This window comes from Lentibacillus salicampi, from assembly GCF_004565465.1.
Lineage (GTDB): Bacteria > Bacillota > Bacilli > Bacillales > Amphibacillaceae > Lentibacillus > Lentibacillus salicampi.
In genome coordinates this window covers 12363-35020 of sequence record NZ_SRHY01000026.1, presented here as the reverse complement: position 1 = coordinate 35020, position 22658 = coordinate 12363, and the positions used below count along the sequence as shown (strand labels likewise).

Annotated in this window: 23 protein-coding genes; 22 read left to right on the top strand and 1 reads right to left on the bottom strand. The window is 45.6% G+C overall.

Annotated features, from left to right (window positions below; all coding sequences use genetic code 11):
* Positions 1 to 35: 35 nt before the first annotated feature.
* From atpG to spoIIID, 21 genes are all read left to right on the top strand, one after another.
* The gene (atpG, locus tag E4U82_RS13410; protein WP_135110682.1) at positions 36 to 899 is read left to right on the top strand and encodes an ATP synthase F1 subunit gamma; all 864 of its coding nucleotides are present in this window, start codon (positions 36 to 38) and stop codon (positions 897 to 899) included.
* Between the two features lie 40 nt (positions 900 to 939).
* The gene (atpD, locus tag E4U82_RS13405; RefSeq protein WP_135110681.1) at positions 940 to 2343 is read left to right on the top strand and encodes a F0F1 ATP synthase subunit beta; all 1404 of its coding nucleotides are present in this window, start codon (positions 940 to 942) and stop codon (positions 2341 to 2343) included.
* A gap of 280 nt (positions 2344 to 2623) precedes the next feature.
* Positions 2624 to 3022 carry a F0F1 ATP synthase subunit epsilon gene (locus E4U82_RS13400; RefSeq protein WP_135110680.1) on the top strand — a complete coding sequence of 133 codons (399 nt, stop codon included), beginning with the start codon at positions 2624 to 2626 and terminating at the stop codon, positions 3020 to 3022.
* A gap of 293 nt (positions 3023 to 3315) precedes the next feature.
* Complete coding sequence (locus E4U82_RS20485; protein WP_280689157.1) at positions 3316 to 3444, top strand: hypothetical protein; 129 nt, start codon at positions 3316 to 3318, stop codon at positions 3442 to 3444.
* A 16-nt stretch (positions 3445 to 3460) separates the two neighbouring features.
* Entirely contained in the window at positions 3461 to 3604 is a 144-nt protein-coding gene (locus E4U82_RS19925; RefSeq protein WP_167751416.1) for a hypothetical protein, read from the top strand.
* A gap of 96 nt (positions 3605 to 3700) precedes the next feature.
* A complete protein-coding gene (locus E4U82_RS13395) occupies positions 3701 to 3889 on the top strand; it encodes a hypothetical protein (RefSeq protein WP_135110679.1) in 189 nt (62 codons plus the stop codon).
* Between the two features lie 176 nt (positions 3890 to 4065).
* Positions 4066 to 4299 carry a DUF1146 family protein gene (locus E4U82_RS13390; protein WP_135110678.1) on the top strand — a complete coding sequence of 78 codons (234 nt, stop codon included), beginning with the start codon at positions 4066 to 4068 and terminating at the stop codon, positions 4297 to 4299.
* Between the two features lie 184 nt (positions 4300 to 4483).
* Entirely contained in the window at positions 4484 to 5200 is a 717-nt protein-coding gene (locus tag E4U82_RS13385; protein WP_135110677.1) for a YwmB family TATA-box binding protein, read from the top strand.
* 33 nt (positions 5201 to 5233) lie between these two features.
* Positions 5234 to 6568 carry a UDP-N-acetylglucosamine 1-carboxyvinyltransferase gene (gene murA, locus E4U82_RS13380; protein WP_135110676.1) on the top strand — a complete coding sequence of 445 codons (1335 nt, stop codon included), beginning with the start codon at positions 5234 to 5236 and terminating at the stop codon, positions 6566 to 6568.
* 317 nt (positions 6569 to 6885) lie between these two features.
* On the top strand, positions 6886 to 7818 hold the full coding sequence (locus E4U82_RS13375) for an ABC transporter permease (RefSeq protein WP_135110675.1): 933 nt from the start codon (positions 6886 to 6888) through the stop codon (positions 7816 to 7818).
* A 1-nt stretch (position 7819) separates the two neighbouring features.
* Entirely contained in the window at positions 7820 to 8776 is a 957-nt protein-coding gene (locus E4U82_RS13370; protein ID WP_135110674.1) for an ABC transporter permease, read from the top strand.
* Between the two features lie 8 nt (positions 8777 to 8784).
* Positions 8785 to 9792 (top strand): ABC transporter ATP-binding protein, encoded by a 1008-nt coding sequence (locus E4U82_RS13365; protein ID WP_135110673.1) that lies wholly within the window; start codon positions 8785 to 8787, stop codon positions 9790 to 9792.
* 19 nt (positions 9793 to 9811) lie between these two features.
* The gene (locus E4U82_RS13360; RefSeq protein WP_135110672.1) at positions 9812 to 11473 is read left to right on the top strand and encodes a peptide ABC transporter substrate-binding protein; all 1662 of its coding nucleotides are present in this window, start codon (positions 9812 to 9814) and stop codon (positions 11471 to 11473) included.
* Between the two features lie 334 nt (positions 11474 to 11807).
* Positions 11808 to 12728, top strand: coding sequence for a S66 peptidase family protein (locus tag E4U82_RS13355; RefSeq protein ID WP_135110671.1), 921 nt, complete (start codon positions 11808 to 11810; stop codon positions 12726 to 12728).
* Positions 12729 to 12912: 184 nt separating this feature from the next.
* A complete protein-coding gene (locus E4U82_RS13350; RefSeq protein ID WP_135110670.1) occupies positions 12913 to 13869 on the top strand; it encodes a C40 family peptidase in 957 nt (318 codons plus the stop codon).
* On the top strand, positions 13869 to 14888 hold the full coding sequence (locus E4U82_RS13345) for an ABC transporter ATP-binding protein (RefSeq protein WP_135110669.1): 1020 nt from the start codon (positions 13869 to 13871) through the stop codon (positions 14886 to 14888). The genes E4U82_RS13350 and E4U82_RS13345 overlap by 1 nt, the downstream gene beginning before the upstream one ends.
* Positions 14889 to 15029: 141 nt before the next feature.
* Complete coding sequence (gene spoIID, locus E4U82_RS13340; protein WP_135110668.1) at positions 15030 to 16151, top strand: stage II sporulation protein D; 1122 nt, start codon at positions 15030 to 15032, stop codon at positions 16149 to 16151.
* 307 nt (positions 16152 to 16458) lie between these two features.
* Positions 16459 to 17391: a stage II sporulation protein SpoIIQ gene (gene spoIIQ / locus E4U82_RS13335; protein ID WP_135110667.1), complete on the top strand. Its 933-nt coding sequence runs from the start codon at positions 16459 to 16461 to the stop codon at positions 17389 to 17391.
* 585 nt (positions 17392 to 17976) lie between these two features.
* Positions 17977 to 19026 carry an AimR family lysis-lysogeny pheromone receptor gene (locus tag E4U82_RS13330; protein ID WP_135110666.1) on the top strand — a complete coding sequence of 350 codons (1050 nt, stop codon included), beginning with the start codon at positions 17977 to 17979 and terminating at the stop codon, positions 19024 to 19026.
* An 89-nt stretch (positions 19027 to 19115) separates the two neighbouring features.
* The gene (locus E4U82_RS20480) at positions 19116 to 19247 is read left to right on the top strand and encodes a hypothetical protein (RefSeq protein ID WP_280689145.1); all 132 of its coding nucleotides are present in this window, start codon (positions 19116 to 19118) and stop codon (positions 19245 to 19247) included.
* Positions 19248 to 19860: 613 nt separating this feature from the next.
* Positions 19861 to 20145: a sporulation transcriptional regulator SpoIIID gene (gene spoIIID / locus E4U82_RS13325; RefSeq protein WP_135110665.1), complete on the top strand. Its 285-nt coding sequence runs from the start codon at positions 19861 to 19863 to the stop codon at positions 20143 to 20145.
* Positions 20146 to 20859: 714 nt separating this feature from the next.
* On the opposite strand, the gene E4U82_RS13315 is transcribed toward spoIIID, so the two are convergent.
* Positions 20860 to 21903: a nuclease-related domain-containing protein gene (locus tag E4U82_RS13315; protein WP_135110663.1), complete on the bottom strand. Its 1044-nt coding sequence runs from the start codon at positions 21901 to 21903 to the stop codon at positions 20860 to 20862.
* Here E4U82_RS13315 and E4U82_RS13310 point away from each other — a divergent pair.
* Positions 21890 to 22564, top strand: a complete 675-nt coding sequence (locus E4U82_RS13310) for a hypothetical protein (protein WP_135110662.1) — start codon at positions 21890 to 21892, stop codon at positions 22562 to 22564. The two genes, E4U82_RS13315 and E4U82_RS13310, sit on opposite strands and share 14 nt — an antisense overlap.
* The last annotated feature ends 94 nt before the right edge of the window (positions 22565 to 22658 follow it).

Genomic DNA, 22658 nt, shown 5'->3' with positions numbered 1-22658 from the left:
CCTCCAACCTCTGTAAAGGAAGGGTGGTGAAATGCTTGGCATCACTTAGAGATATACAAAAACGGATTGATTCGACTACCAAGACAAAACAAATCACAAAGGCGATGGAAATGGTGTCGGCTTCAAAAATGAGTAAAGCCGAGGAAAACGCCAAATCTTTTGTTCCTTATAGCGAAAAAATACAGGAAGTCGTCGCCAATATCGCGAATAGTAATATGGATGCCGCTCATCCGATGCTTGAGAAACGTGATGTTAAAAAGACCGGCTATTTTGTGATCACATCTGATCGTGGCTTGGCAGGTGCTTATAACAGCGGCATTCTGAAAAAAACGTATGAAGCCATTCAAAAAAACCATCAGTCAACCGACGAGTATACAGTCATTGTTGTTGGGCGTGTCGGTTATGAGTTTTTCCAAAAACGTGGTATGCCCGTTTCTAAAAGTATTCTTGGAATGGCGGATCAGCCTGATTTCAATGATATAAAAGAACTCGCATCTGAAACGGTTCAAATGTTTGTTGATGAAGAGATTGATGAACTGACGATCTATTATAATCATTATAAAAGTGCTATTTCGCAAGTTGTGACGGCAAAACAGCTATTGCCGTTAACCAATATGGTGGAAACAGCAAATACCGGCAGCAGCCAGTATGAGTATGAACCGGATCAGGAGCAGATTCTTAAAGTATTATTGCCGCAATATGCCGAAAGTTTAATTTATGGCGCCTTGCTGGATGGCAAAGCGAGTGAGCACGCCGCACGGATGACCGCAATGCGCAGTGCGACCGATAATGCCAATGAGCTGATTGATGACTTAACATTATCGTATAACCGTGCCCGCCAGGCAGCAATCACACAGGAAATTACTGAAATCATCGGCGGTGTAGCTGCACTGGAATAGTTCTTTCGAGGCGTTCGATAGTAGGATAGGAGGGAAACAATTGAGCAAAGGACATATTACACAAATCATGGGACCTGTTGTCGACGTTAAATTTGATGAAGGCCAGCTCCCTGATATCAATAACGCATTAGTTGTCCGCCCTGGCGAAGATGATATCGACACTGACCTGACACTTGAAGTCGCGCTTCATCTTGGGGATAATGCAGTTCGTACAATTGCGATGGACTCAACAGACGGTCTGAAACGGAATATGACCATTGAAGATACAGGCGGTCCGATTTCCGTTCCGGTTGGTGATGCCACACTTGGCCGTGTCTTCAATGTTCTTGGACATCATATTGACCTTGATGATCCGGTACCGGCAGACACACGACGTGATCCAATCCATCGGGAACCACCTAAATTTGAAAGTCTGACGACAGATACTGAAATTCTGGAAACAGGCATCAAGGTTGTTGACTTATTAGCACCATATACCAAAGGTGGTAAAATTGGTCTATTTGGTGGTGCTGGTGTTGGTAAAACCGTCTTAATCCAGGAATTGATTAACAACGTTGCCCAGGAACATGGTGGTATTTCCGTATTCGCCGGCGTCGGTGAGCGGACACGTGAAGGAAACGATTTGTACTATGAAATGAAGGATTCAGGGGTTATTACCAAAACAGCCATGGTATTCGGTCAGATGAACGAACCACCTGGTGCTCGTATGCGTGTGGCCTTGACAGGTTTGACGATGGCTGAATTCTTCCGTGATGAAGAAGGACAAGACGTGCTGTTATTTATCGATAACATTTTCCGTTTTACTCAGGCAGGCATGGAAGTTTCCGCACTGCTGGGCCGGATGCCATCAGCAGTTGGTTACCAGCCAACACTGGCAACGGAAATGGGACAATTACAAGAACGAATTACGACAACGGATAAAGGGTCGGTTACATCGATTCAGGCTATTTATGTGCCTGCCGACGACTATACAGACCCGGCACCGGCCACAACGTTTGCACACTTGGATGCAACGACCAACCTTGACCGAAGTTTGTCCGAGCAAGGTATTTATCCAGCCGTGGATCCGCTGGCATCTACGTCACGTGCGCTTGACCCGGAAGTCGTTGGTGAAGATCATTATGAAGTGGCACGTGAAGTTCAGCAAACACTTCAGAAATATAAAGAATTGCAGGATATTATCGCAATCCTTGGTATGGATGAACTGTCAGATGAGGATAAATTAACGGTTTCCCGCGCACGCCGGATTCAATTTTTCCTATCCCAAAACTTCCACGTTGCTGAGCAGTTTACCGGACAGCCTGGCTCATATGTACCAATCAATGAAACAGTTAGTGGATTCCGGGAAATTCTTGACGGCAAGTATGATGATCTGCCGGAAGATGCATTCCGTCTGGTTGGCCGCATTGAAGAAGTCGTGGAAAAAGCAAAAGGCATGGAATAATAACGCAGACATAATACTGGATGAAAGCCACGTCAGACAGCTCTGTTGCATGTTCAACCAGCGGGATAAAAAGGACAGGCCGGGCGATCCCCGGGCAACCACAAGGGACGCCTGCTTTAGCACGGCCTGTATGCCAGCAAGTTGAGTTCTCATGCGACATTCTTCAACGCGGCACGGGCACGCCCTGCACGTCAAAAGTTCGAAGGGTCATTTTTGCTGAACTCTTTGAACAGTCTCTATGTTTCATCCAGCTATTAGCCTGTCTCAAGGAGGGGTTCCATTGAAAACACTGACTGTGAGTGTTGTTACTCCTGATGGTCCAGTATTGGAAGACAGTTTTGATATGGTCAGCTGTAAAGCAGAAAATGGTGAGCTTGGTATATTGCCGGGACATATTCCGATGGTCGCGCCACTGACAATCAGCTCAGTACGGTTAAAGCTCGAAAATGATACCAAAAACCTAGCTGTTAGTGGTGGATTTTTGGAGGTACGCCCGGATAATGTAACCATTCTGGCCCAATCTGCTGAGAAGCCTGCAGAGATAGATGTGCAGCGGGCTGAGGAAGCAAAACAACGTGCCGAGAGCCGCCTCCAGTCCAAACAGGATGACATTGACTTCCAGCGGGCGGAATCAGCACTCAATCGCGCAATGAATCGTTTGAATACTGCACGGTCGTGAAACATCAACCAGTGAGGCAGTTCTGCCCACTGATCGTAAGGAAAGGGCTAAGTGATCGGGCGTCCTCGAAAAAGCAAAAACACTTTTTCTCGTGTGATGGACCACTTACCCAGTTTTCCTTGTCTTGTTGCAACACCTTTGTGGTATGCAACATGCACGTCCGGCTGAATTGGGCGTTAAGGGACAGTTACCGGCGTGCTTTAGCGGGTTACGGTCCGTTATATATAGAATAAAGGTAGAATCTCTTATAACCATTTTGTTATAAGAGATTTTTTGCTTGCACGCGCGAATGGATGGCGGAAGAATCGGCAGAAGAGCGCGGAAATCGGCAGAAGAGCGGAAGAATCGGCAGAAGAGCGCGGGAATCGGCAGAAGAGCGTGAGAATCGGCAGAAGAGCGTGAGAATCGGCAGAAGAGCGTGAGAATCGGCAGAAGAGCGTGAGAATCGGCAGAAGAGCGCGGAAATCGGCAGAAGAGCGGAAGAATCAGCAGAAGAGCGTGAGAATCGGCAGAAGAGCGCGGAAATCGGCAGAAGAGCGGAAGAATCAGCAGAAGAGCGCGGGAATCGGCAGAAGAGCGTGAGAATCGGCAGAAGAGCGTGAGAATCGGCAGAAGAGCGCGGAAATCGGCAGAAGAGCGGAAGAATCAGCAGAAGAGCGCGGGAATCGGCAGAAGAGCGTGAGAATCGGCAGAAGAGCGCGGAAATCGGCAGAAGAGCGGAAGAATCGGCAGAAGAGCGCGGGAATCAGCAGAAGAGCGCGGGAATCGGCAGAAGAGCGGAAGAATCAGCAGAAGAGCGCGGGAATCGGCAGAAGACCGCAAATATCAACAGGAATCCTTCAAAGAGGCCCTGCGCCATTCCAATGAATGCAACTCCAAAAGGGTAATATTTCTGTCGATATTTCCCGGGTAATAATAATAGCTGTCGATGCAATATAACTGCCAAATGGGTCGCGCGATTTGACAAGCGGCCTGATCCGTGGCAAAGTAACAATTGACATGAGGAAAGAGAATTTCCTGATAACAGATAAAGGTGTGGAAGTATGTTTTCTTCAATTGGTGTAACGGCAATTATAAGTATGATTTCGCATTTGATATTTATTTATATTACGTGGCGGGTAATCACGACCATTAATTTTGACCCGCTTATCCGAAAGGGCCGGGAAACGGAAGCCAGAGTGCTGATTATGTTCATCGCAATTTTCATTGGCACTGGCGTCAGCAGGTTTTTCCTTGAGTTCATTCAATGGTCACAGGATCTGATGTATCTTTTTTGATCTAACGGAACCTCAGAAGCTTTCTGAAATGCCTGTTCAAACAGGCGGATCACAAGGAGCGACTGCTACGATGGATCATTTTCACCGGACTTTTTGAACAAATTCTATAAAACTATTATTTTGCGTATGTTAGAAAGCCCTCTTGTTCATACTGGTTATATAGTTGAACAAGGGGGATTTTTGTATGCGAAAGCTTGCACTGATTACGAGTATTTTTATTTTAATGACCATAAATACAACGGCATTTGCCAATCGGACCGATGAAATGACCGGCCTGGCAAACGCGATGACCAGCAATAACTTTTCAGTGGACAACTGGCAGGTGACGATAAAAGAAGAAATAAACGAGGAAGCAATCGAAAGCATTTTGGAAAAAATACAGAATAAAAATAGTTATAAGGTCTCTCGTACAAAAGACGAAAACGCGATAAAATATTTTATTGAACGCGTACAAAAAGAAGCACATCTATCCGAAACGTATAGTGTTGTCATTCCGAAAAACCCGATGCATCAGGCAGAACTAGTTGCTGTATTAAAAGGGAAGAACTGGAATGATTCTATAGCGGAGCGTTACTTCAGTCGGATGGATGCCATACATACGACATATTTTACACATAAGTCGACAAAATTTGCTTGCCTTACAGCAGACATTGATGCTAAAATAAATAATGCATATGTTTTTAAACAACTGAAACAATCATTGCAATTAAAGAATATCCGGAAACAGACTGATAACGTAGAAAATTCAACGGTTAAGAAAATCGTGTACGGGTATACACCACTATGGGAACAGTCGATTACGATGAAACAACCGATGAACGTGCAAATGGTGGTTCAAAACGGTACACACGACAGCAAGCGTTTGATGATAGGCACACCTATCCTGATTAATGAATATTAATATAGTGAAATTGGATTATAAGGGGAATAGAATATGGAAAAGATCATCGTAAGAGGCGGGGAACGACTGAATGGCTCCGTGAAAGTGGAGGGAGCTAAAAACGCTGTTCTACCAGTCATAACCGCCAGCATACTTGCCAGCGAAGGGAAAAGTGTTATTCGTGACGTCCCTGTCCTGGCTGATGTGTATACAATCAATGAAGTATTACGAAACATGAATGCGACTGTACAATTTGAAAATAACACCGTTTATACGGATGCGTCAACTAACATTCTAACTGAAGCTCCCTTCGAATACGTGCGAAAAATGCGTGCGTCTGTACTGGTTCTTGGACCGTTATTGGCGCGTTATGGTCATGCAAAAGTAGCAATGCCCGGGGGCTGTGCGATCGGCTCGCGGCCAATTGATTTGCACTTAAAAGGCTTTGAAGCAATGGGAGCACATGTACATGTTGGGAATGGATACGTGGAATTGGAAGCTCCTGGACGTCTTCATGGTGCAAAGATTTATTTGGATATGCCGAGTGTCGGGGCAACCGAAAATATTATGATGGCAGCAGCACTTGCGGAAGGAAAAACCATTATTGAAAACTGTGCAAAGGAACCGGAAATTGTAGATTTGGCTAACTTCTTGAATAAAATGGGAGCCAAAGTTGTTGGTGCCGGAACGGAGACAATCCGTATCGAGGGTGTTGAGAAACTGCACGGTGCCGAACATACGATTATTCCGGACCGGGTAGAGGCTGGCACGTTTATGGTTGCAGGCGCTATAACCGGCGGGAATATCCTGATCCAAAATGCGGAAAGTGAACATTTGCGTTCTGTTATTTCCAAGCTGGAAGAAATGGGTGTGACCATCTTTGAAGAGGAAGATGGTATCCGTGTGATTGGTCCTGATAAATTACTTGCTACGGATATTAAAACATTGCCACATCCCGGATTTCCAACAGACATGCAATCGCAAATGATGGCGCTCATGCTGAATGCTTATGGCACAAGTGTAATCACAGAAACGGTGTTTGAGAACCGGTTTATGCATGTGGAGGAATTCCGCCGCATGAATACCAAAATGAAAATTGAAGGCCGCAGTGTGATAATTGAAGGTCCTGCCAGTCTTCAGGGTGCAGAAGTAGCAGCGACGGATTTGCGTGCTGCTGCCGCACTGACATTGGCAGGCTTAGTCGCTGATGGTTATACACGTGTGACCGAATTAAAGCATCTTGACCGCGGTTATGTTGATTTCACCGAAAAACTGGCCGGATTGGGAGCCGATATTGAACGTGTAGATGAAGATGGGCATCCTGTCAATCCGTTTGCTCAAGCAGAAATTGTGAATGATGAGGCTGTGGCAGAAGTATCTGAATCCTGAAGTGAAAAATAAATAAAAAACGGTCAGCAGAAAACAGATGGTGCATCGCGCATTCGTCTGTTTTTTGTCTGTCATCATCGCGTTTGTTACTCATACGTATACCTAAACCATTAACTATATCCTGCAACGGCTTTTCCTCTCATTCCCTTGTCGATTATTCGTTTAATTTTATATTGCAATTTATTTAAAGTATGGTAAAATTTAAGAAAATTAGGAGAGCACATACCGTTTTTCGTTTTGGTAGAAAAAAGAATATATCTGAACCAGTCATTTGTAATCGCTTACAGAAGACAACTATCTACATGGGGGGTGGCAGCATGCTGGGTTATATTTTAAAACGGTTCGCCGTCATGGTTGTGACACTTTGGATTATTATCACACTGACGTTTGTTCTGATGGTGACACTGCCCGGGTCACCGCTGAATGAGGAACGGACGACCAATGAGACAGTCCAGGCCAACCTTGAGGCACATTATAATTTAGATGAGCCTTATTACATACAGTATTTGCTTTACATAAAATCAATTGTCACATTTGATTTCGGTCCATCCATTAAACAGCCGACTGAAACGGTTAATGACTTGCTCGGGCGGGGATTTCCGATTTCATTTGAGCTTGGGATGGCGACGATCATCGTTGCGGTCATTTCCGGCATCATACTCGGCATATTTGCAGCCTTGAAGCACAATGGCATCATTGATTATCTCGCCATGACGATTGCTGTTTTAGGGATATCGATTCCGAACTTTGTCCTTGCGACACTGCTGATTCAAACATTGGCTGTGTATTGGAACATTTTGCCTGCCGCAACATGGTCAAGTCCTGTGCATATGATTATGCCAACCATCGCGCTGGCGACCGGTCCAATGGCGATTATCGCTCGGCTGACCCGCTCGACGATGCTTGAAGTCCTGACACAGGATTACATCAAAATGGCCCGGGCAAAAGGGTTAAAGCCATGGAAAATTATCATCAAGCATGCACTGAAAAATGCCCTCATGCCGGTTGTGACGATTATGGGGACACTCCTTGCCGGCATTTTGACAGGGACGTTTGTGATTGAACAGATTTTCGGAATTCCGGGGATGGGGAAGTATTTTGTCGAAAGCATTAACCAAAGAGATTATCCGGTGATTATGGGGACAACCGTTTTTTACAGTGCTTTTTTGATTGTTATGCTGTTCCTGGTAGATATCGCTTACGGCTTCCTTGATCCGAGAATTAAACTGCACACAAAGGGAGGAGACTAGCATGACTTCAAGCGATCAAACAAAATTTGTTCATTCTCCTGCCGATATACCGGATGATTGGTTCAAATGGAAAGATAAAGATCCCGAGGCGGCTGAAACCGTTTCGCGCCCATCCCTTTCTTATTGGAAAGATGCATGGAAACGACTCAAAAAAAATAAACTGGCAATGGCCGGTCTGGTTTTCCTGGTCATATTGGGGATCCTTGCCGTTATTGGTCCGATTCTGTCGCCATACGTGGTCACAGACCAGAATCGCCCGGACCAGTTCCTGCCGCCGTCCATTGACCATTGGTTTGGGACCGATTCACTCGGGCGTGATGTTTTCACAAGGACATGGTACGGTGCCCGGATTTCCCTGTTTGTCGGGTTAATGGCAGCCTTGATTGACTTTTTTGTCGGGGTAATCTATGGTGGCGTGTCCGGTTATAAAGGCGGCCGGACAGACAGTCTCATGATGCGGATTATTGAAATTTTATATGGATTGCCATACCTGCTGGTGGTCATTTTGCTGCTGGTAGTGATGGGTCCAAGCCTGACAACAATTATTATCGCGCTGTCTGTCACCGGCTGGGTCGGGATGGCCAGGATTGTCAGGGGGCAGGTCCTCCAGATCAAAAACTTTGAATTTGTGCTCGCATCGAAATCATTTGGTACCAGGACGCCACGCATTATCCGGAAAAATTTGCTCCCGAATACGATGGGACCGATCATTGTTCAAATGACCCTGACAGTGCCGAACGCCATTTTTGCTGAAGCGTTTCTAAGTTTCCTTGGACTGGGTATCCAGTCGCCATACGCCAGCTGGGGTGTGATGGCAAATGATGCACTGGGGGCGATTTTATCAGGCTATTGGTGGACGTTGTTTTTCCCGGCCTTCTTTATTTCATTTACGATGTTCGCGTTTAACGTACTGGGTGACGGGCTTCAGGATGCACTTGATCCGAAGTTGAGAAAGTAGGTGTACAGATGGAAAAAATACTGGAAGTGAACGACCTGCACGTAACCTTTTCAACATTTGGCGGGACCGTTCAAGCGGTACGGGGCGTCAGTTTTGATTTACATAAAGGGGAGACATTAGCCATTGTCGGGGAATCCGGCTGCGGGAAAAGCGTGACGTCAAATGCGATTATGCGCCTGATACCTGATCCGCCCGGAAAAATTTCAAACGGGACAATTGAATTTAAGGGAAAGGATCTGACCCAGTTTTCGCAAAAAGCCATGCGTTCGATCCGCGGTGTTGATATTTCAATGATTTTCCAAGATCCGATGACGGCATTGAATCCGACTTTAACGATTGGCACACAGCTTGTTGAAGGGTTAATGGAACATCGGAAAACATCAAGAGCTGAGGCAAAGGAAAGAGCACTGGAGATGATGAATCTGGTCGGGATTCCGAACCCGGAAGAGCGGTTCAAGCAATATCCGCACCAGTTCAGCGGCGGCATGAGACAGCGGATTGTGATTGCCATTGCGCTGATTTGCGAACCAGAACTCCTGATTGCTGACGAGCCAACGACAGCACTTGATGTGACCATCCAGGCACAGATATTGGAACTCTTCGAAACAATTCAAGAGCAGACCGGCGTTTCGATCATTTTAATCACGCATGATCTTGGCGTTGTCGCGAAAATAGCTGATCGAATTGTCGTCATGTACGCCGGCAAAATTATCGAGGAAGGGACTCGAAAGGAAATATTCTATCATCCGGAACATCCGTACACAAAAGGGTTATTAAAATCTGTGCCGAGACTGGATATAAAAGGGGCGAATCTGATCCCGATTGACGGAACACCGCCGGATTTATTCTCACCTCCACAAGGATGCCCGTTCACAGCGCGGTGCTCCATGGCCATGGAGGTGTGTGATAAAGTTTACCCGCTCCAGACGGAACTGAGCGATACACACAAAGTGGATTGCTGGCTCCAGGATGATCGGGCTGAACAGCTTGTGGCTCAAGCAGCCGACAAAACATAACAAGGGGGAGAACAAAAGCATGAAGAAAAAGGGGTTTTTGTTACTCATGTTTGCCGCTTTCGTTTTAGTGCTGGCGGCATGTACAACGTCAACTGGAGATGATGGAAGCAGTGAAGAGGAATCGTCCGGATCGGATTCAGACACAGAGGCAACAGAAGAAACAGACAGCGGCGACGAAAAAGTGTTACGCATGAATAATGGCGAAGAACCGACATCATTGAACCCTCCGATCGGGTTTGATAGCGTTTCGTGGACTGTATTGAACAACCTGATGGAAGGTCTGACACGACTCGGCAAGGATGACATGCCACAGCCGGCAATGGCGGAGGATTGGGATGTATCCGATGACGGGAAAACGTATACCTTTCACCTGCGGGAGGATGCCAACTGGTCGAATGGTGATCCGGTAACGGCTGAAGACTTTGTCTACGCATGGAAGCAGCTGCTGGATCCGGAAACAGGCTCGTCCGCAGCATTTCTCGGCTATTTCATTGAGGGCGGTGAAGCATTCAATGCCGGTGATGGTTCAGCGGACGATGTGGCGGTTGAAGCGATTGATGAAAAAACGTTTGAAGTAACATTGACTGCACCAACAGGATTCTTCCTGCATGTGCTGACCAACCCGGCTTTTTTTCCGGTCAATAAAGAAGTTGCCGAAGAAAACCCGGAATGGTACTCGGAAGCAGACTCGTTCGTTTCCAATGGACCATTTAAGCTGACGTCATGGACACATGATCAGGAACTGGTCTTTGCCAGGAACGAGGAGTATTGGGACAGCGATACCGTTAACCTTGATAAAGTGCATTGGGCCATGGTGAACGATGTCAATACCGAGTACCAGATGTTTGAAAGTGATGAACTGGATATGACTGAAATTCCATCCGATTTGGCGGATCAGTTGATTGACGGCGACAATGTCGTTATTGAAGAGCAGGCTGGGCTTTACTTTTACCGCTTTAATGTCACGGAAGAACCATTCCAGAATAAGAAAATCCGGAAAGCATTCGCGCTGGCCACCAACCAGGAGGATATTGTTGACTATGTGACCAAGAACAAAGAAAAAGCAGCGAAAGCGTTCGTGTCACCAGGCTTTACGACTCCATCCGGGGATGACTTCCGTGAAGCGAATGGTGAGCTGGTAAACTTTGACCCGGAAAAGGCTAAACAATTGTTGGAAGAAGGCATGGAAGAGGAAGGCTATGACGAATTGCCACCAGTGACCTTGACATACAACACAGACGAACAGCATAAAGCGATTGCTGAAACGATGCAAAATATGTACAGTGAAAACCTTGGCGTTGACGTTGAACTGGCGAATACGGAATGGAACGTCTTCCTGGAAGACCAAAAATCACTGAACATGCAATTTTCCAGAAGCTCGTTCATCTTTGATTATGGGGATCCGATCAACTTCCTGGAAAGCTTTATTACGGACGCCTCCATGAATCGCACAGGCTGGTCAAATGAGGAGTATGATGAACTGATGGCCCAAGCCAAGCAAGAGACGGATGAGGAAAAACGCTGGGAGCTGATGTCCGAAGCAGAAAAGGTTCTGGCAGATGAAATGCCGTTCTTCCCAATCCATTATTATAACCAGGTCTATATTTACAAAGATAACGTAAAAGACGTGGTACGCCATCCGGTTGGCTATTTGGAATTAAAATGGACGGATATTGAATAGCAAATAGGGTTGATTTCGACGGGGGCGACAAACTCCAGTCCGAAACATTCATGCCAATGGAAAAAGAATTTGAGCGAAAGGGCGTTGAGATCGAGCAAGAGTGGCGTAAAGTCGAGCGAGGGCGACGCCAAATCGAGCGAGTAAGCTATCAAATCGAGCGAGTAAGCTGTCAAATCGAGCAAGTGCGGCGTAAAGCCGAGCGAGAACAGCACGAAATCGATCGAAATCATCGAAAAATCGCGAAACGTTAGAAGTGCAGAAGGAGGAAGGGTTCACAGCGTGTGCCCTTCTTCCGCTTCACTTTTTAATACATATCAAAAAGGACTGGTTAAACATGAAGCCGCAACGTTTAGCAAAAGGTGATGCAATTGGCATCACGGCACCGGCGAGCCCTGCTGAAATGAGCCTTGTACAACAAGCGATTCCGTTTTTCGAACAGATGGGATTGCGAGTTTTGCTCGGCAACACGATCCAACTGGAACATGGCTATCTGGCCGGGACAGATGACGCACGGCTTGCCGACTTTCATCAAATGATTGCTGATGACGCCATTCGCGCGATCATTTTTGCCCGCGGCGGCTATGGGACGCCTAGAATCGCCAGTCGGTTGGATTATCATCTAATCCGGCAGCATCCTAAAATTTTATGGGGCTATAGCGACATCACCTATTTACATACGGCTATCCGCCAGCAGACGGATTTAACAACGTTTCATGGACCGATGCCGGTATCGGATATAGCTGATGAAAACTTTGACACGTTATCAGCCAAAATGTTTGAGCAGCTGTTCGATCCTGTAACACTGCATTATTCAGATGATATTTCCCAGCTGAGTGTGATCGTCCCGGGGGAAGCAACAGCGGAACTCGTCGGCGGGAATCTGTCACTCCTCGTCAGCACACTCGGGACACCGTTTGAAATCGATACGAAGGGTAAATTGCTTTTGCTTGAAGATATCGGTGAGGAACCATACCGGGTTGATGCCATGCTTAATCAGCTGAAACTTGCCGGCAAATTGCATGCGGCAGTGGGAATTATCATCGGCGATTTTGCTGACGCAGAGCCACCGGAAGGAAAACCATCCCTTTCGCTGGAACAGGTCTTTTACCACTATTTTTCCGGGCTGAGTTGTCCGGTGGTGTCCGGATTTAAGATCGGTCACTGTTTCCCGAACTTTTCACTTCCATTAGGGGAAACTGCCACACTAAGGACAGCTGACAAGTCACTGACGGTTGAAGCGGGTGTAAAGGCGTGATTAAATTGATCGCCATTACAGGACGTGAAATTTTTCACAACGTCAGAAAGTATAAATGATGGTTGACCTTATAAGAAAAACTTCGACACTCGCTATAAGACGAGGCGAATGCCGAGTTTTTCTAAGGTGAAGGGTGTACGAAAATAGCAAATATCAGATTATCAGCTTAAAGGGGGAGCACCGGATGACTAAACAAACGTTTGATCAATTTTCAGAGGAAATATGGGTGACAGCGGTGCAGGTCGCAACAATATGGACATCACCGTCGTCACCGCGAGCAATGGATGAATCGGGTATTAGCAATCCGACTGACATCGATAATTGGCTAAACCATCTCAGTTATGAATCCACCGTGGCCCTGTCCGATGAAAATCGTGTCCAGACACAAACACTGTACGGGGAAGCGGTCATGATTACTGATATACAGGAAGACTGGGCACATGTCGTCATCCCGGCGCAACCCTCGGTAAAGGATGAACGTGGGTATCCAGGCTGGGTTCCGCTGAATCAGCTGATAAAAGTCAACAAACAGAATTGGCAGCATGAGGCATCAGCCGCTATCACAACACCGCATGCGTGGCTGGAAGCAGAAGACGGCACCAACATCATGAAACTCAGTTATATGACGGTTTTACCGGTTGAACAAAAAGCAGGCAATCGCGTTAAAGTGCAAACGCCGCATGGGTATCAGTTTTTACACGAAAAAGACGTCACCGTTTTCCGGTCAGAAGATGGATTGCCAACAAAGCCTGGCACCGAGCTGTTAAAAGCCGGGGAACCTTACGTGGGGCTGGATTATTTCTGGGGCGGTATGAGTTCATTCGGTTATGACTGCTCAGGGTTTGCCTATGCCATGCATCAAGCAAATGGCTATCAGATTCCGCGTGATGCCGGTGACCAGGCACAGGCAGGTCAAAAAGTCGCGTATGACGCACTTGAACCGGGTGATCTGCTCTTTTTTGCTTATGAAGAAGGGGAAGGCAGCCTGCATCATGTCGGTTTTTACTATGGGAACGGCAAAATGCTGCACTCGCCACAAACCGGAAGAGGCATTGAACTGATAGAACTTAAAGGGACAAAATATGAAACAGAGTTATGTGCTGCAACCAGATACTGGAGGCAAGCGGAGGGGCAATCATAATGGATGGGAAAATATTACAAATCAACAACTTGACCAAACATTTCAAGATGGGCAAAGGGCAATTACTGCAAGCTGTTAATGACGTGACGTTCCATATTAATAAAGGAGAAACATTCGGACTCGTCGGTGAATCGGGCTGCGGGAAAACAACGGTCGGACGCACCATAATGGGGCTTTACGACAAAACGGCAGGCGATGTTTTTTATGACGGTCAAAATGTGCATGAATTGGATGATAAGGAAACCTTTCAATTTTACCGTCATATGCAAATGATTTTCCAGGATCCGTATGCATCATTGAATCCGCGTTCGACTGTTAAAGAAGTGATCGCTGAACCAATGGAAGTGCACGATCTTTATCCGAACAAAAACGAGCAACTTGACCGGGTCATTGAGCTTTTGGAAGAAGTCGGTCTAAATCGTGATCATGCCAACCGCTACCCGCACGAATTCAGTGGCGGACAGCGGCAGCGGATCGGCATCGCCCGTGCACTCGCACTTGACCCTGATTTTATCATTGCCGATGAGCCGATTTCCGCGTTGGATGTGTCCGTTCAAGCCCAAGTGGTTAATCTATTAAAGAATCTGCAAGAGGAAAAAGGGTTGACGTTTTTGTTCATAGCCCATGACTTATCCATGGTCAAACAAATTTCCGATCGGATTGGTGTGATGTATCTGGGAAATCTGGTCGAGCTGACATCAAGTGGTTCGCTTTATGATAATCCACTCCATCCATATACACAGGCACTCTTGTCAGCCATACCGATCCCGGATCCGGATATTGAGGATACGCGGGAACGGATTATTCTGGAGGGGGAACTGCCAAGTCCGATTAATCCGCCGAGCGGTTGTGTATTCCGCACGCGCTGTCCATTTGCAATGGATGTCTGTGCAAGGGTAGCGCCCAAATGGCGAGAAGTGGAAAAAGATCACTATGTCGCGTGTCATTTGTACGAAGACACATTGAATGAAACCGATCGTCCAGATGTTCATATTAAGAAAAAGCCCGTGCAGTCATAATGCACGGGCTTTATTTCGATTTTAGAGCATTTTACGGATTGAATTTCATAATCTCTGGTTCTATTGTTTTCCTGAACTGTATAAAATTTAATAGGAGGAATGCTAGAGGCTGTACAGAAAATGTTGTGAAGGAGGCAATACATGAAGAAAGATAAAATCATACCCAGGATTAGAAAAAAGAATAAACAGCGTAAAGCACAGTCCCTGCAGCTGCTTCAAAAAAATAAGAAACCGGTTTACATCAATAAATCTCCGTCAGCATGGAAAGCATCAACCATATTATTTTTATCCAGCTTAATGACGATAATTCTGGTCATTCCGACATTAATTGTTGTACCGTTTATGACCGAATCCGGCGAGGAGGAAGCAGCTGTTGAAAAAAAAGGTGATGATGTTGAACTCGCTATGGGGGACTCCCCGTTCGCGGTCGAAGTCATGCGGGCAAACTCTGAACAAGTTGAAACCGTTCCGCTCGAGACATACGTTTCTCGGGTAGTTGCCTCGGAAACGCCGGCCGAATTTGAACTGGAGGCCTTAAAGGCACAGGCACTGGCTGCGAGAACATTTATCGTCAACCGCCTGCTTCACCAAGATGGTGCTGATCAATCGGATGTAACGGACACAACAAGTGATCAGGTGTATCACAATGATCAGGAATTACGACAGTCAATGGGAAGCGATTATGAGGAGGAAATGGCAAAAATAAAAAAAGCGGTCGCCGCCACAAAAGGTGAAATTTTAACCTATGAGAATAATCCGATTACCGCCGCTTATTTTTCCACAAGCAATGGCTATACGGAAAACTCGGAGGACTATTGGGATAATAAAGTCCCTTATTTACGCAGTGTGGAAAGCCCATGGGATACAAATACACAAAAATTTATGGACCAAAAAATATTCACTAAAACTGAACTGGAAGAATCGCTCGGAGCCGACCTTCCAACCCTTGATAAACTGTCAATGGAGGTTAGCCGAACGGAGGGAAACCGCGTCGATCAGCTCACGATGGGTGAAAAGTCGTATTCAGGAAGGAAAATTCGCGAGGAACTGGGATTAAAGTCAAGCGATTTTTCCATTGAAAAAAAGAACGACCATCTGATTTTTACCACGAAAGGATTCGGACACGGCATCGGGATGAGCCAATTCGGCGCAAACGGTATGGCAGAAGACGGCAAAACTTATCAAGAAATTGTGAAGCATTATTATCAGGGGGTGGACGTCAGTACCGTATCCGATACTGCTCCAGCGCTGGTGGCTAAATAAAAGAAAGCGTCAATCCGTGGAGAGGGTGCTGTGGTAAATTAAATGCATACCCGGGGTGCCATGACATCCCGGGTATGTTTAATTTTTATCGAAAAGAGAGCCCACCCGGATAGGCCCCCTCTTAGGCTGGGCGATCAAATGGTATGCCAATCAGCAGCTACATTGTCAACATGTCACGCTCAACAGCCGGATAAACCTCTTAATATATCCCGTATGTCAGAAAAAATGCATGTAAACGGGAATTTTTTTGCCCGAAATGTATAGTTTTCGATTTTTCTGCTCAGAATGGTTGTTGAGGTGATGACAAATGAATGAGGAAAACAACGGAACTCCAAAAAATAAATGGAGTCGCATTTTCCGTAAGAAATGGTTCTTTCCGGCAGTGTACTTGACGCTAGCTGCTCTCCTTCTGTCACTGGTGGTCTGGTACCAGAACGTTGGCAACCAGATCGATGAAAGCCAGAAAGAGGGGACAGAAGACTATCCACCAGTCGAACATGATGAGGACGCACAACCTGTCATGGATCAGCAGGAAGTCATTCAAATGCCTGTCGAAAACATGGATCAAGCAGAAATCGTAACTAAATACTATGACTACAATGCAGACCAGGAAGAACAGGAGAATGCAATTGTCGTATTCAACGACCGTTACTATCAAAGCACAGGTATCGATATTGCATCTGCTGAAGGTGAAACATTTGATGTGTTGGCGTCATTAAGTGGAACAGTTACAGAAGTCAAGGAAGATCCAATGCTGGGCAATGTCGTGACAGTAACACACGAAAATGACGTAACGACCCATTATGCCAGCCTGGGAGACGTTCAGGTTTCTGCTGACGATCAAATTAAACAAGGCGATACGATTGGAACCGCTGGAAACAACCTTTTCGGAAAAGACAACGGAAAACATTTGCATTTTGAAATCAGAAAAGATGGCCAGGATGTTAATCCGGAAAACTTTTTCAATCAGCCAATGAGCGCTATTGACGAAGCTTTAGCAGAAAATGAAAAAGCGGAAAACGAAAAGCCGAAATCTGACGGAAGCGAACATGAAAATGAACAATCCGATGCAACGGAAGAGGGAGAATCTGAATCCGATGCAACGGAAGAGGATAATACTGAATCCGACATTCCGAAAGAAGACGGCACTGAGTCCGATTCCGATGGCGCAGAAGACAGCGGATCTGATGCGTCTGACAATGACAATTCAGAATCAGACGGGGATGAGGAAGACGCGTAAATAATGTGCCAAGACCTGGCGGTAAAGATTAATAGATGTGGAAGGTGAAAGGAACGCTGCTTCATCTTCCACATCACATAAGACTTAATCTATGAACACAAGTACCCTAGTAAATGTAACTAGGGTTATTTTTTTAAAGATAAGAAAGTATAAATTTCCGGCTATATGAAGCTCTTTGTCAGCAATAGCCATGTCCAGCTTCGACGTACAGGACGTACTAGTGCCGGCGTTGGCACAGGACGTGCCGAACTTAGCCGGCCAGCGCCTACCCCCTCGAGGTCTTAAGCAATAATTTTACGTGGCCAAACCCGCCACTGCAAATTCTTGCTTAAGCTTTTCGGGGGTGAACAAGGCGCTTGCGCTTTTCTTATGGCTGACGTCTCCAGTTGATTTTCACATTATTAAAAAACGATCTGCTGAATAAAGTGTCACACTACCCAAACTTTGCCATATCTGCAAAATTTGTCGAACGATTTCCCTTTATTTTGACGAAAATTGTGATATTATATATATAAACAGAGGATTTTGCAGAATGTTTTGTGAAGTAATTTATTCTGATAACTTTTTGATACAGGAGGTGAAGTCATGCCAAATTCCAGAGCGAAACTTATGTCTGATTCAATCGTAAGCCTATCCGGCAATAATGAACTGACTTTGGAACAAATATTACTGGTATTGCGGCAAGAATACGATGAGCGCACTGTTCAGCAGCTGGTGGGGAAATTTTGCCTGGAAGCAACCTCCGATGATATCAGGAAAAAGGGCATGGAATTTTTATTTACAAATGGCCGTTATGATGATTTGCAGCGGTTAATCATCAAGAATAAATCTTCAGAGTCCTCATCCAACCGAAACTGGGCCGATGTCTATCAACTAACACTGGACCGTAAAAAAAGGCGGTATTCAGCACATGACATTTTGAGGTCGGCCAATACAATGCAAACAGACGAACCCGAGCTGAAGTGCTTACTGGAATTCATTAAAACGTCGATTTATTATAGATGGAATGAATACGGAAAATTGGGCAATATCATGGAAAAACAACAAAATTTATTTGAAAAGATTAATGATGGATTTCTGCTCGAATGTTTCCGCAGCCGGTTATATCATAACTTATTCATTTATTACCTTTACCGCAATGAAGTGATTATTGCGCGCAAGTACGCTTTTCGTATTCTTACGCATACAGTCAATCCCGAAACAAAAATTAGTCTGCACATGGGTCTTGGATTATCGTACACGTACGACACATATTTCCAGGCGATGTACCATTTTACGGAAGCATTGAAAATCGCACAAAAGGAAGATTTGCATAAGATTGTGGAGATCATCGAACAGCAGAATATTCCTTTTATCTCAGCGCACTTTGGCAAGGTAGAAGGCGTCACATCCACGGACGAAAGTGAACAAGCCCATATTGAAATCGCGAAAGGAAACCATGCCAAAGCAGAAGCTATTTTAAACCGTATGGAAATGGACAGCCCGTTTAAAATGTATTATTTGGGCGTCGCTAAACAGGATAAAAGCATTCTTCTTCAAGCGTATAACCAGTTTATTGAAAAACGAAGCGATTATTTTTTCAGCAGGCTGCCATTGCGTGTCCTTCAACAAAAAGAAAGGCGGCAGACACTGTGAATACGCTGGATTGAGAGCACCATTTCTGCCAATTTGTTTGATATGAAAACAGGGAAGGCTTTTAAAATTACACGGAGAGGAGCTTACAATTGAAAAAATTTATTGTTTCTTTAGGAGTCGCTGCAACATTACTGTTAGGTGTTTTGCCAATTGGCTCAACGGGGTCACCCGCAGATCAACCGGGAATGAATTATGATCCGGATACCGGTGATATGCTGTAATGACAGTCGGGTTTCATAACTAAAAAGATTCAAAGTCCGGATGAGTTTGCAAAAGATATTCCCTCAAGTCCGGCAGTATATTGGTTTTCTGTATTGACAATTTACGTAGCTGTGTGCAAACAGCTTCAAAGCCTATCCCTGTTTTCATTTTTATTATATCTCAAAGTAAATAAAAAATCGAGTGACTCCCGAAGTATTTCCAAAGGCACAAGAGCTGCCTGAGGATTTCGGGATTTTTTGTGTATAAGCCGATTTTGCAATGAGCATCGAAAAGCCATTTTTTTGCAACAGACTAAAAATACATCTTGTCCCCATTTCCCCGAACATGTAATTTTAATCATAATCCACGCTGTCCGTTAATAAAATATTACAAACCAAGCATTCAGAAAAGTCTGAGGTGAGAGCTTGTGTAGCTTTCCATCCAGCCATCCGATTTTTAATCCAATACATACAAACGTCATATGTGAAGGGGTTTTTCCACAGTTGATCCAATAAAGAAAACACAACCAGAGCTGCACACAATAATTGTCCAAAAGATAAGTGAACAGCGTCCATTGTATCACCTTGTCTCAAACCACACCTCGGAAATATCCAACTTAGGGAGGCGAACGGTGTGCACGATTACATCAAAGAAAGGACAATCAGGATAGGTAAATATGTCGTGGAGACGAGGAAAACTGTCCGATTGATAGCCAAGGAATTTGGTGTCTCCAAAAGCACAGTCCACAAAGATTTAACAGAACGCTTGCCGGAAATACATCCCGAACTCTACAACCAGGTCAAAGACGTACTCGACTATCACAAATCAATCCGCCATCTTCGTGGAGGCGAAGCAACCCGAAACAAATACAGAGAAGATAATAGGACAGAAGACACCACCTTCAAGCCAGTAGGATGAGTGATTTTCCACGACTGACGAGCACTAAAGGAGGTGGTATCACCGCATTACCACAATCTGCATTATGGGAGGTGCAGTTGATACCGAAACAAGTCATCTTCACAAGGAGGTGGGGTACTGCATAAACGAAGCCTGCTTTAATCGTAAGCCTGCGTATCGTACAAACAGGTACTTCATAGGAGGTGACACCCACTAACCAACGAAGCTATTGAACAAGGAGGTATTACTTATATTGAAAACCCGGCCCACGTGTGGCCGGGTTTTTGGGGGTGATGTGGACGTCGGCGAACAGGCGAGCATAGAAACATCAACGGTAGAGGCGCGGGCATCGACGGTAGGAGCGATGATATCAATGGTGGGGGGGTGGTATCAACGGTGGGAGCGCGAGCATCAACGGTGGAGGAGCCAGCATCACCGGCGGGGGCGCGAACATCAACGGTGGGGGCGTGAACATCAGTGGCAGAGGTGGTTGTATCAATGGTAGAAGCGCGAACATCAACGGTGGGAGCGTGCACATCAACGGTGGAGGAGCCAGCATCAACGGTGGGAGTGCGAACATCAACGGTGGGGGCGTGAACATCAGTGGCAGAGGTGGTTGTATCAATGGTAGAAGCGTGCACATCAACGTTAGGGGCGAAGGTATCAAAGGTGGAAGCGCGTAAATATTAACAGAAGGGGAGAGAGTATCCCCTTCCTTGGTTGTGAGAATATCTTTCAGTCCAGGCTTTGTTTTGCAAAATTATTTTTAAACTTGATCGGAATGTTGGAACTTTGAGGAAATTCATTTACTAAGGGTGAATAATATACCCTGGCGCTATTTTTACCGGACCTTGAAAGGTTCATCGATTTCATTAAGAGATATGCGGTCCCTGGTGAATCAACTTGAAGAATTTCACGGCATTGCCGATTTGTGATCGTGGTACTATGAAGAAGCAAGTGGTCGAGAATAACCCGTTCATGAGCTTTGGAACTGACAGCAGAACATTTAGGACATTGCCATTTTTTATTCAAGCGCTCCATCGGATATTGATAGCACTTTTCACAAGGAATCCCTTTTATCATATGCTGCCATCCTATATTATGTTGCTGCAAGATGTCTGTCCGGAGTGGCGTATCCTCATTCAATAGCGCCTGGCACAATTTTTTTAAATGCGCACTGGTAAGTATGTTTTCTGTATAACGGTTGTTGAGCCTGTTGAGGTGCTCGTGGAGGCTTTCGTTATGAATGATTTTTTTATAAACTTCCGGGTCCTTCGTGATATTTTCAATGACGGTTGACGGGTAAGCGATGACGACAAGGGTTTCAATTGGCATATTGAAAACGCCATGCCGCGCCAGCCATCCTTGCAAATGTGTTTTTTGCGCTTCGGCTTGTAGAATTGGGTCTTTGTAGGATTTCACCTCTCCATCAACTATTTGCGTTAGTTGTTGCTGTTCTGAGTCGTATTGAAATACCCCTTTCTGATTTTTAACTTCGAGAATATAGATCATTTTTTCAGTCAGAATGAGCGTATCAATTTGAAAAGGAAATGGAGGGTTTTGCAGACGGATGCCTTGAAAAACGAAGAAATTTTTTTGTGGATAGGTGGAAAGTTTGTAGTCAACATTCCTCTCACCGTCGTAACCTGCCTTTACGCGCTTGTACTCCGAAACGATGGCTTCATGTTGCCGATAGTGTTCCAAAATACGCCTGAATAGCGCCTCGTAAGCCAGTAGCTCGTGCGGCTTTTTTCGATGTTTTATAATGGTCGGGAACAAAAATGAAACACTCCTTTATACATATTTTCTTTCTCAAAGATTATATTTCGACATGGTCAGTCAAATTCCTGCTTTAAATCATAAATATTTCAAAAAAATATTGAGTATCAACGGTGGGGGCGCGAACATCAACGGAGGAGGTGCCAGCATCAGCGGTGGGGGCGCGAACATCAACGGAGGAGGAGCCAGCATCAACGGTGGGAGCGCGAACATCAACGGAGGAGGAGCCAGCATCAGCGGTGGGAGCGCGAACATCAATGGTGGAGGAGCCAGCATCAACGGCAGGAGCACCAACTTCAACGGTGGAGGAGCCAGCATCAACGGTGGGAGCGCGAACATCAATGGTGGAGGTGCCAACATCAACGGTAGAAGCACCAACATCAACGGAGGAGGTGCCGGCATCAACGGTGGAAGCACCAGCATCAACGGCAGGAGCACCAATATCACCGGTGGGAGCACCAACTTCAACGGTGGAGGTGCCAGCATCAGCGGTGGGAGCGCGAATATCAACGGTGGAGGAGCCAGCATCAACGGTGGGAGCGCGAATATCAACGGTGAGAGTGCCAGCATCAACGGTAGAAGCACGAATATCAACGACAGGAGCCTCGACATCGACGATAGACCCCCCAACATCAGTGGTCATCCCCAGCTTCAGGCGTAGTGAATTTTCCCTAATCTTTTTTTCGGAAATAGCAGTTATATGTTGTATTTTGTGGTAAAATATAATATTAGTAGTAGTATGTTTACGTATGGAT

What these genes read in the sequence shown, in the direction of transcription:
- E4U82_RS20485 (WP_280689157.1), top strand. Translation starts at nt 3,316, where the DNA reads ATGGCGGAAGAATCGGCAGAAGAGCGCGGAAATCGGCAGAAGAGCGGA.
- E4U82_RS13390 (WP_135110678.1), top strand. Translation starts at nt 4,066, where the DNA reads ATGTTTTCTTCAATTGGTGTAACGGCAATTATAAGTATGATTTCGCAT.
- E4U82_RS13385 (WP_135110677.1), top strand. Translation starts at nt 4,484, where the DNA reads ATGCGAAAGCTTGCACTGATTACGAGTATTTTTATTTTAATGACCATA.
- murA (WP_135110676.1), top strand. Translation starts at nt 5,234, where the DNA reads ATGGAAAAGATCATCGTAAGAGGCGGGGAACGACTGAATGGCTCCGTG.
- E4U82_RS13375 (WP_135110675.1), top strand. Translation starts at nt 6,886, where the DNA reads ATGCTGGGTTATATTTTAAAACGGTTCGCCGTCATGGTTGTGACACTT.
- E4U82_RS13370 (WP_135110674.1), top strand. Translation starts at nt 7,820, where the DNA reads ATGACTTCAAGCGATCAAACAAAATTTGTTCATTCTCCTGCCGATATA.
- E4U82_RS13365 (WP_135110673.1), top strand. Translation starts at nt 8,785, where the DNA reads ATGGAAAAAATACTGGAAGTGAACGACCTGCACGTAACCTTTTCAACA.
- E4U82_RS13360 (WP_135110672.1), top strand. Translation starts at nt 9,812, where the DNA reads ATGAAGAAAAAGGGGTTTTTGTTACTCATGTTTGCCGCTTTCGTTTTA.
- E4U82_RS13355 (WP_135110671.1), top strand. Translation starts at nt 11,808, where the DNA reads ATGAAGCCGCAACGTTTAGCAAAAGGTGATGCAATTGGCATCACGGCA.
- E4U82_RS13350 (WP_135110670.1), top strand. Translation starts at nt 12,913, where the DNA reads ATGACTAAACAAACGTTTGATCAATTTTCAGAGGAAATATGGGTGACA.
- E4U82_RS13345 (WP_135110669.1), top strand. Translation starts at nt 13,869, where the DNA reads ATGGATGGGAAAATATTACAAATCAACAACTTGACCAAACATTTCAAG.
- spoIID (WP_135110668.1), top strand. Translation starts at nt 15,030, where the DNA reads ATGAAGAAAGATAAAATCATACCCAGGATTAGAAAAAAGAATAAACAG.
- spoIIQ (WP_135110667.1), top strand. Translation starts at nt 16,459, where the DNA reads ATGAATGAGGAAAACAACGGAACTCCAAAAAATAAATGGAGTCGCATT.
- E4U82_RS13330 (WP_135110666.1), top strand. Translation starts at nt 17,977, where the DNA reads ATGCCAAATTCCAGAGCGAAACTTATGTCTGATTCAATCGTAAGCCTA.
- E4U82_RS13310 (WP_135110662.1), top strand. Translation starts at nt 21,890, where the DNA reads ATGGTCGGGAACAAAAATGAAACACTCCTTTATACATATTTTCTTTCT.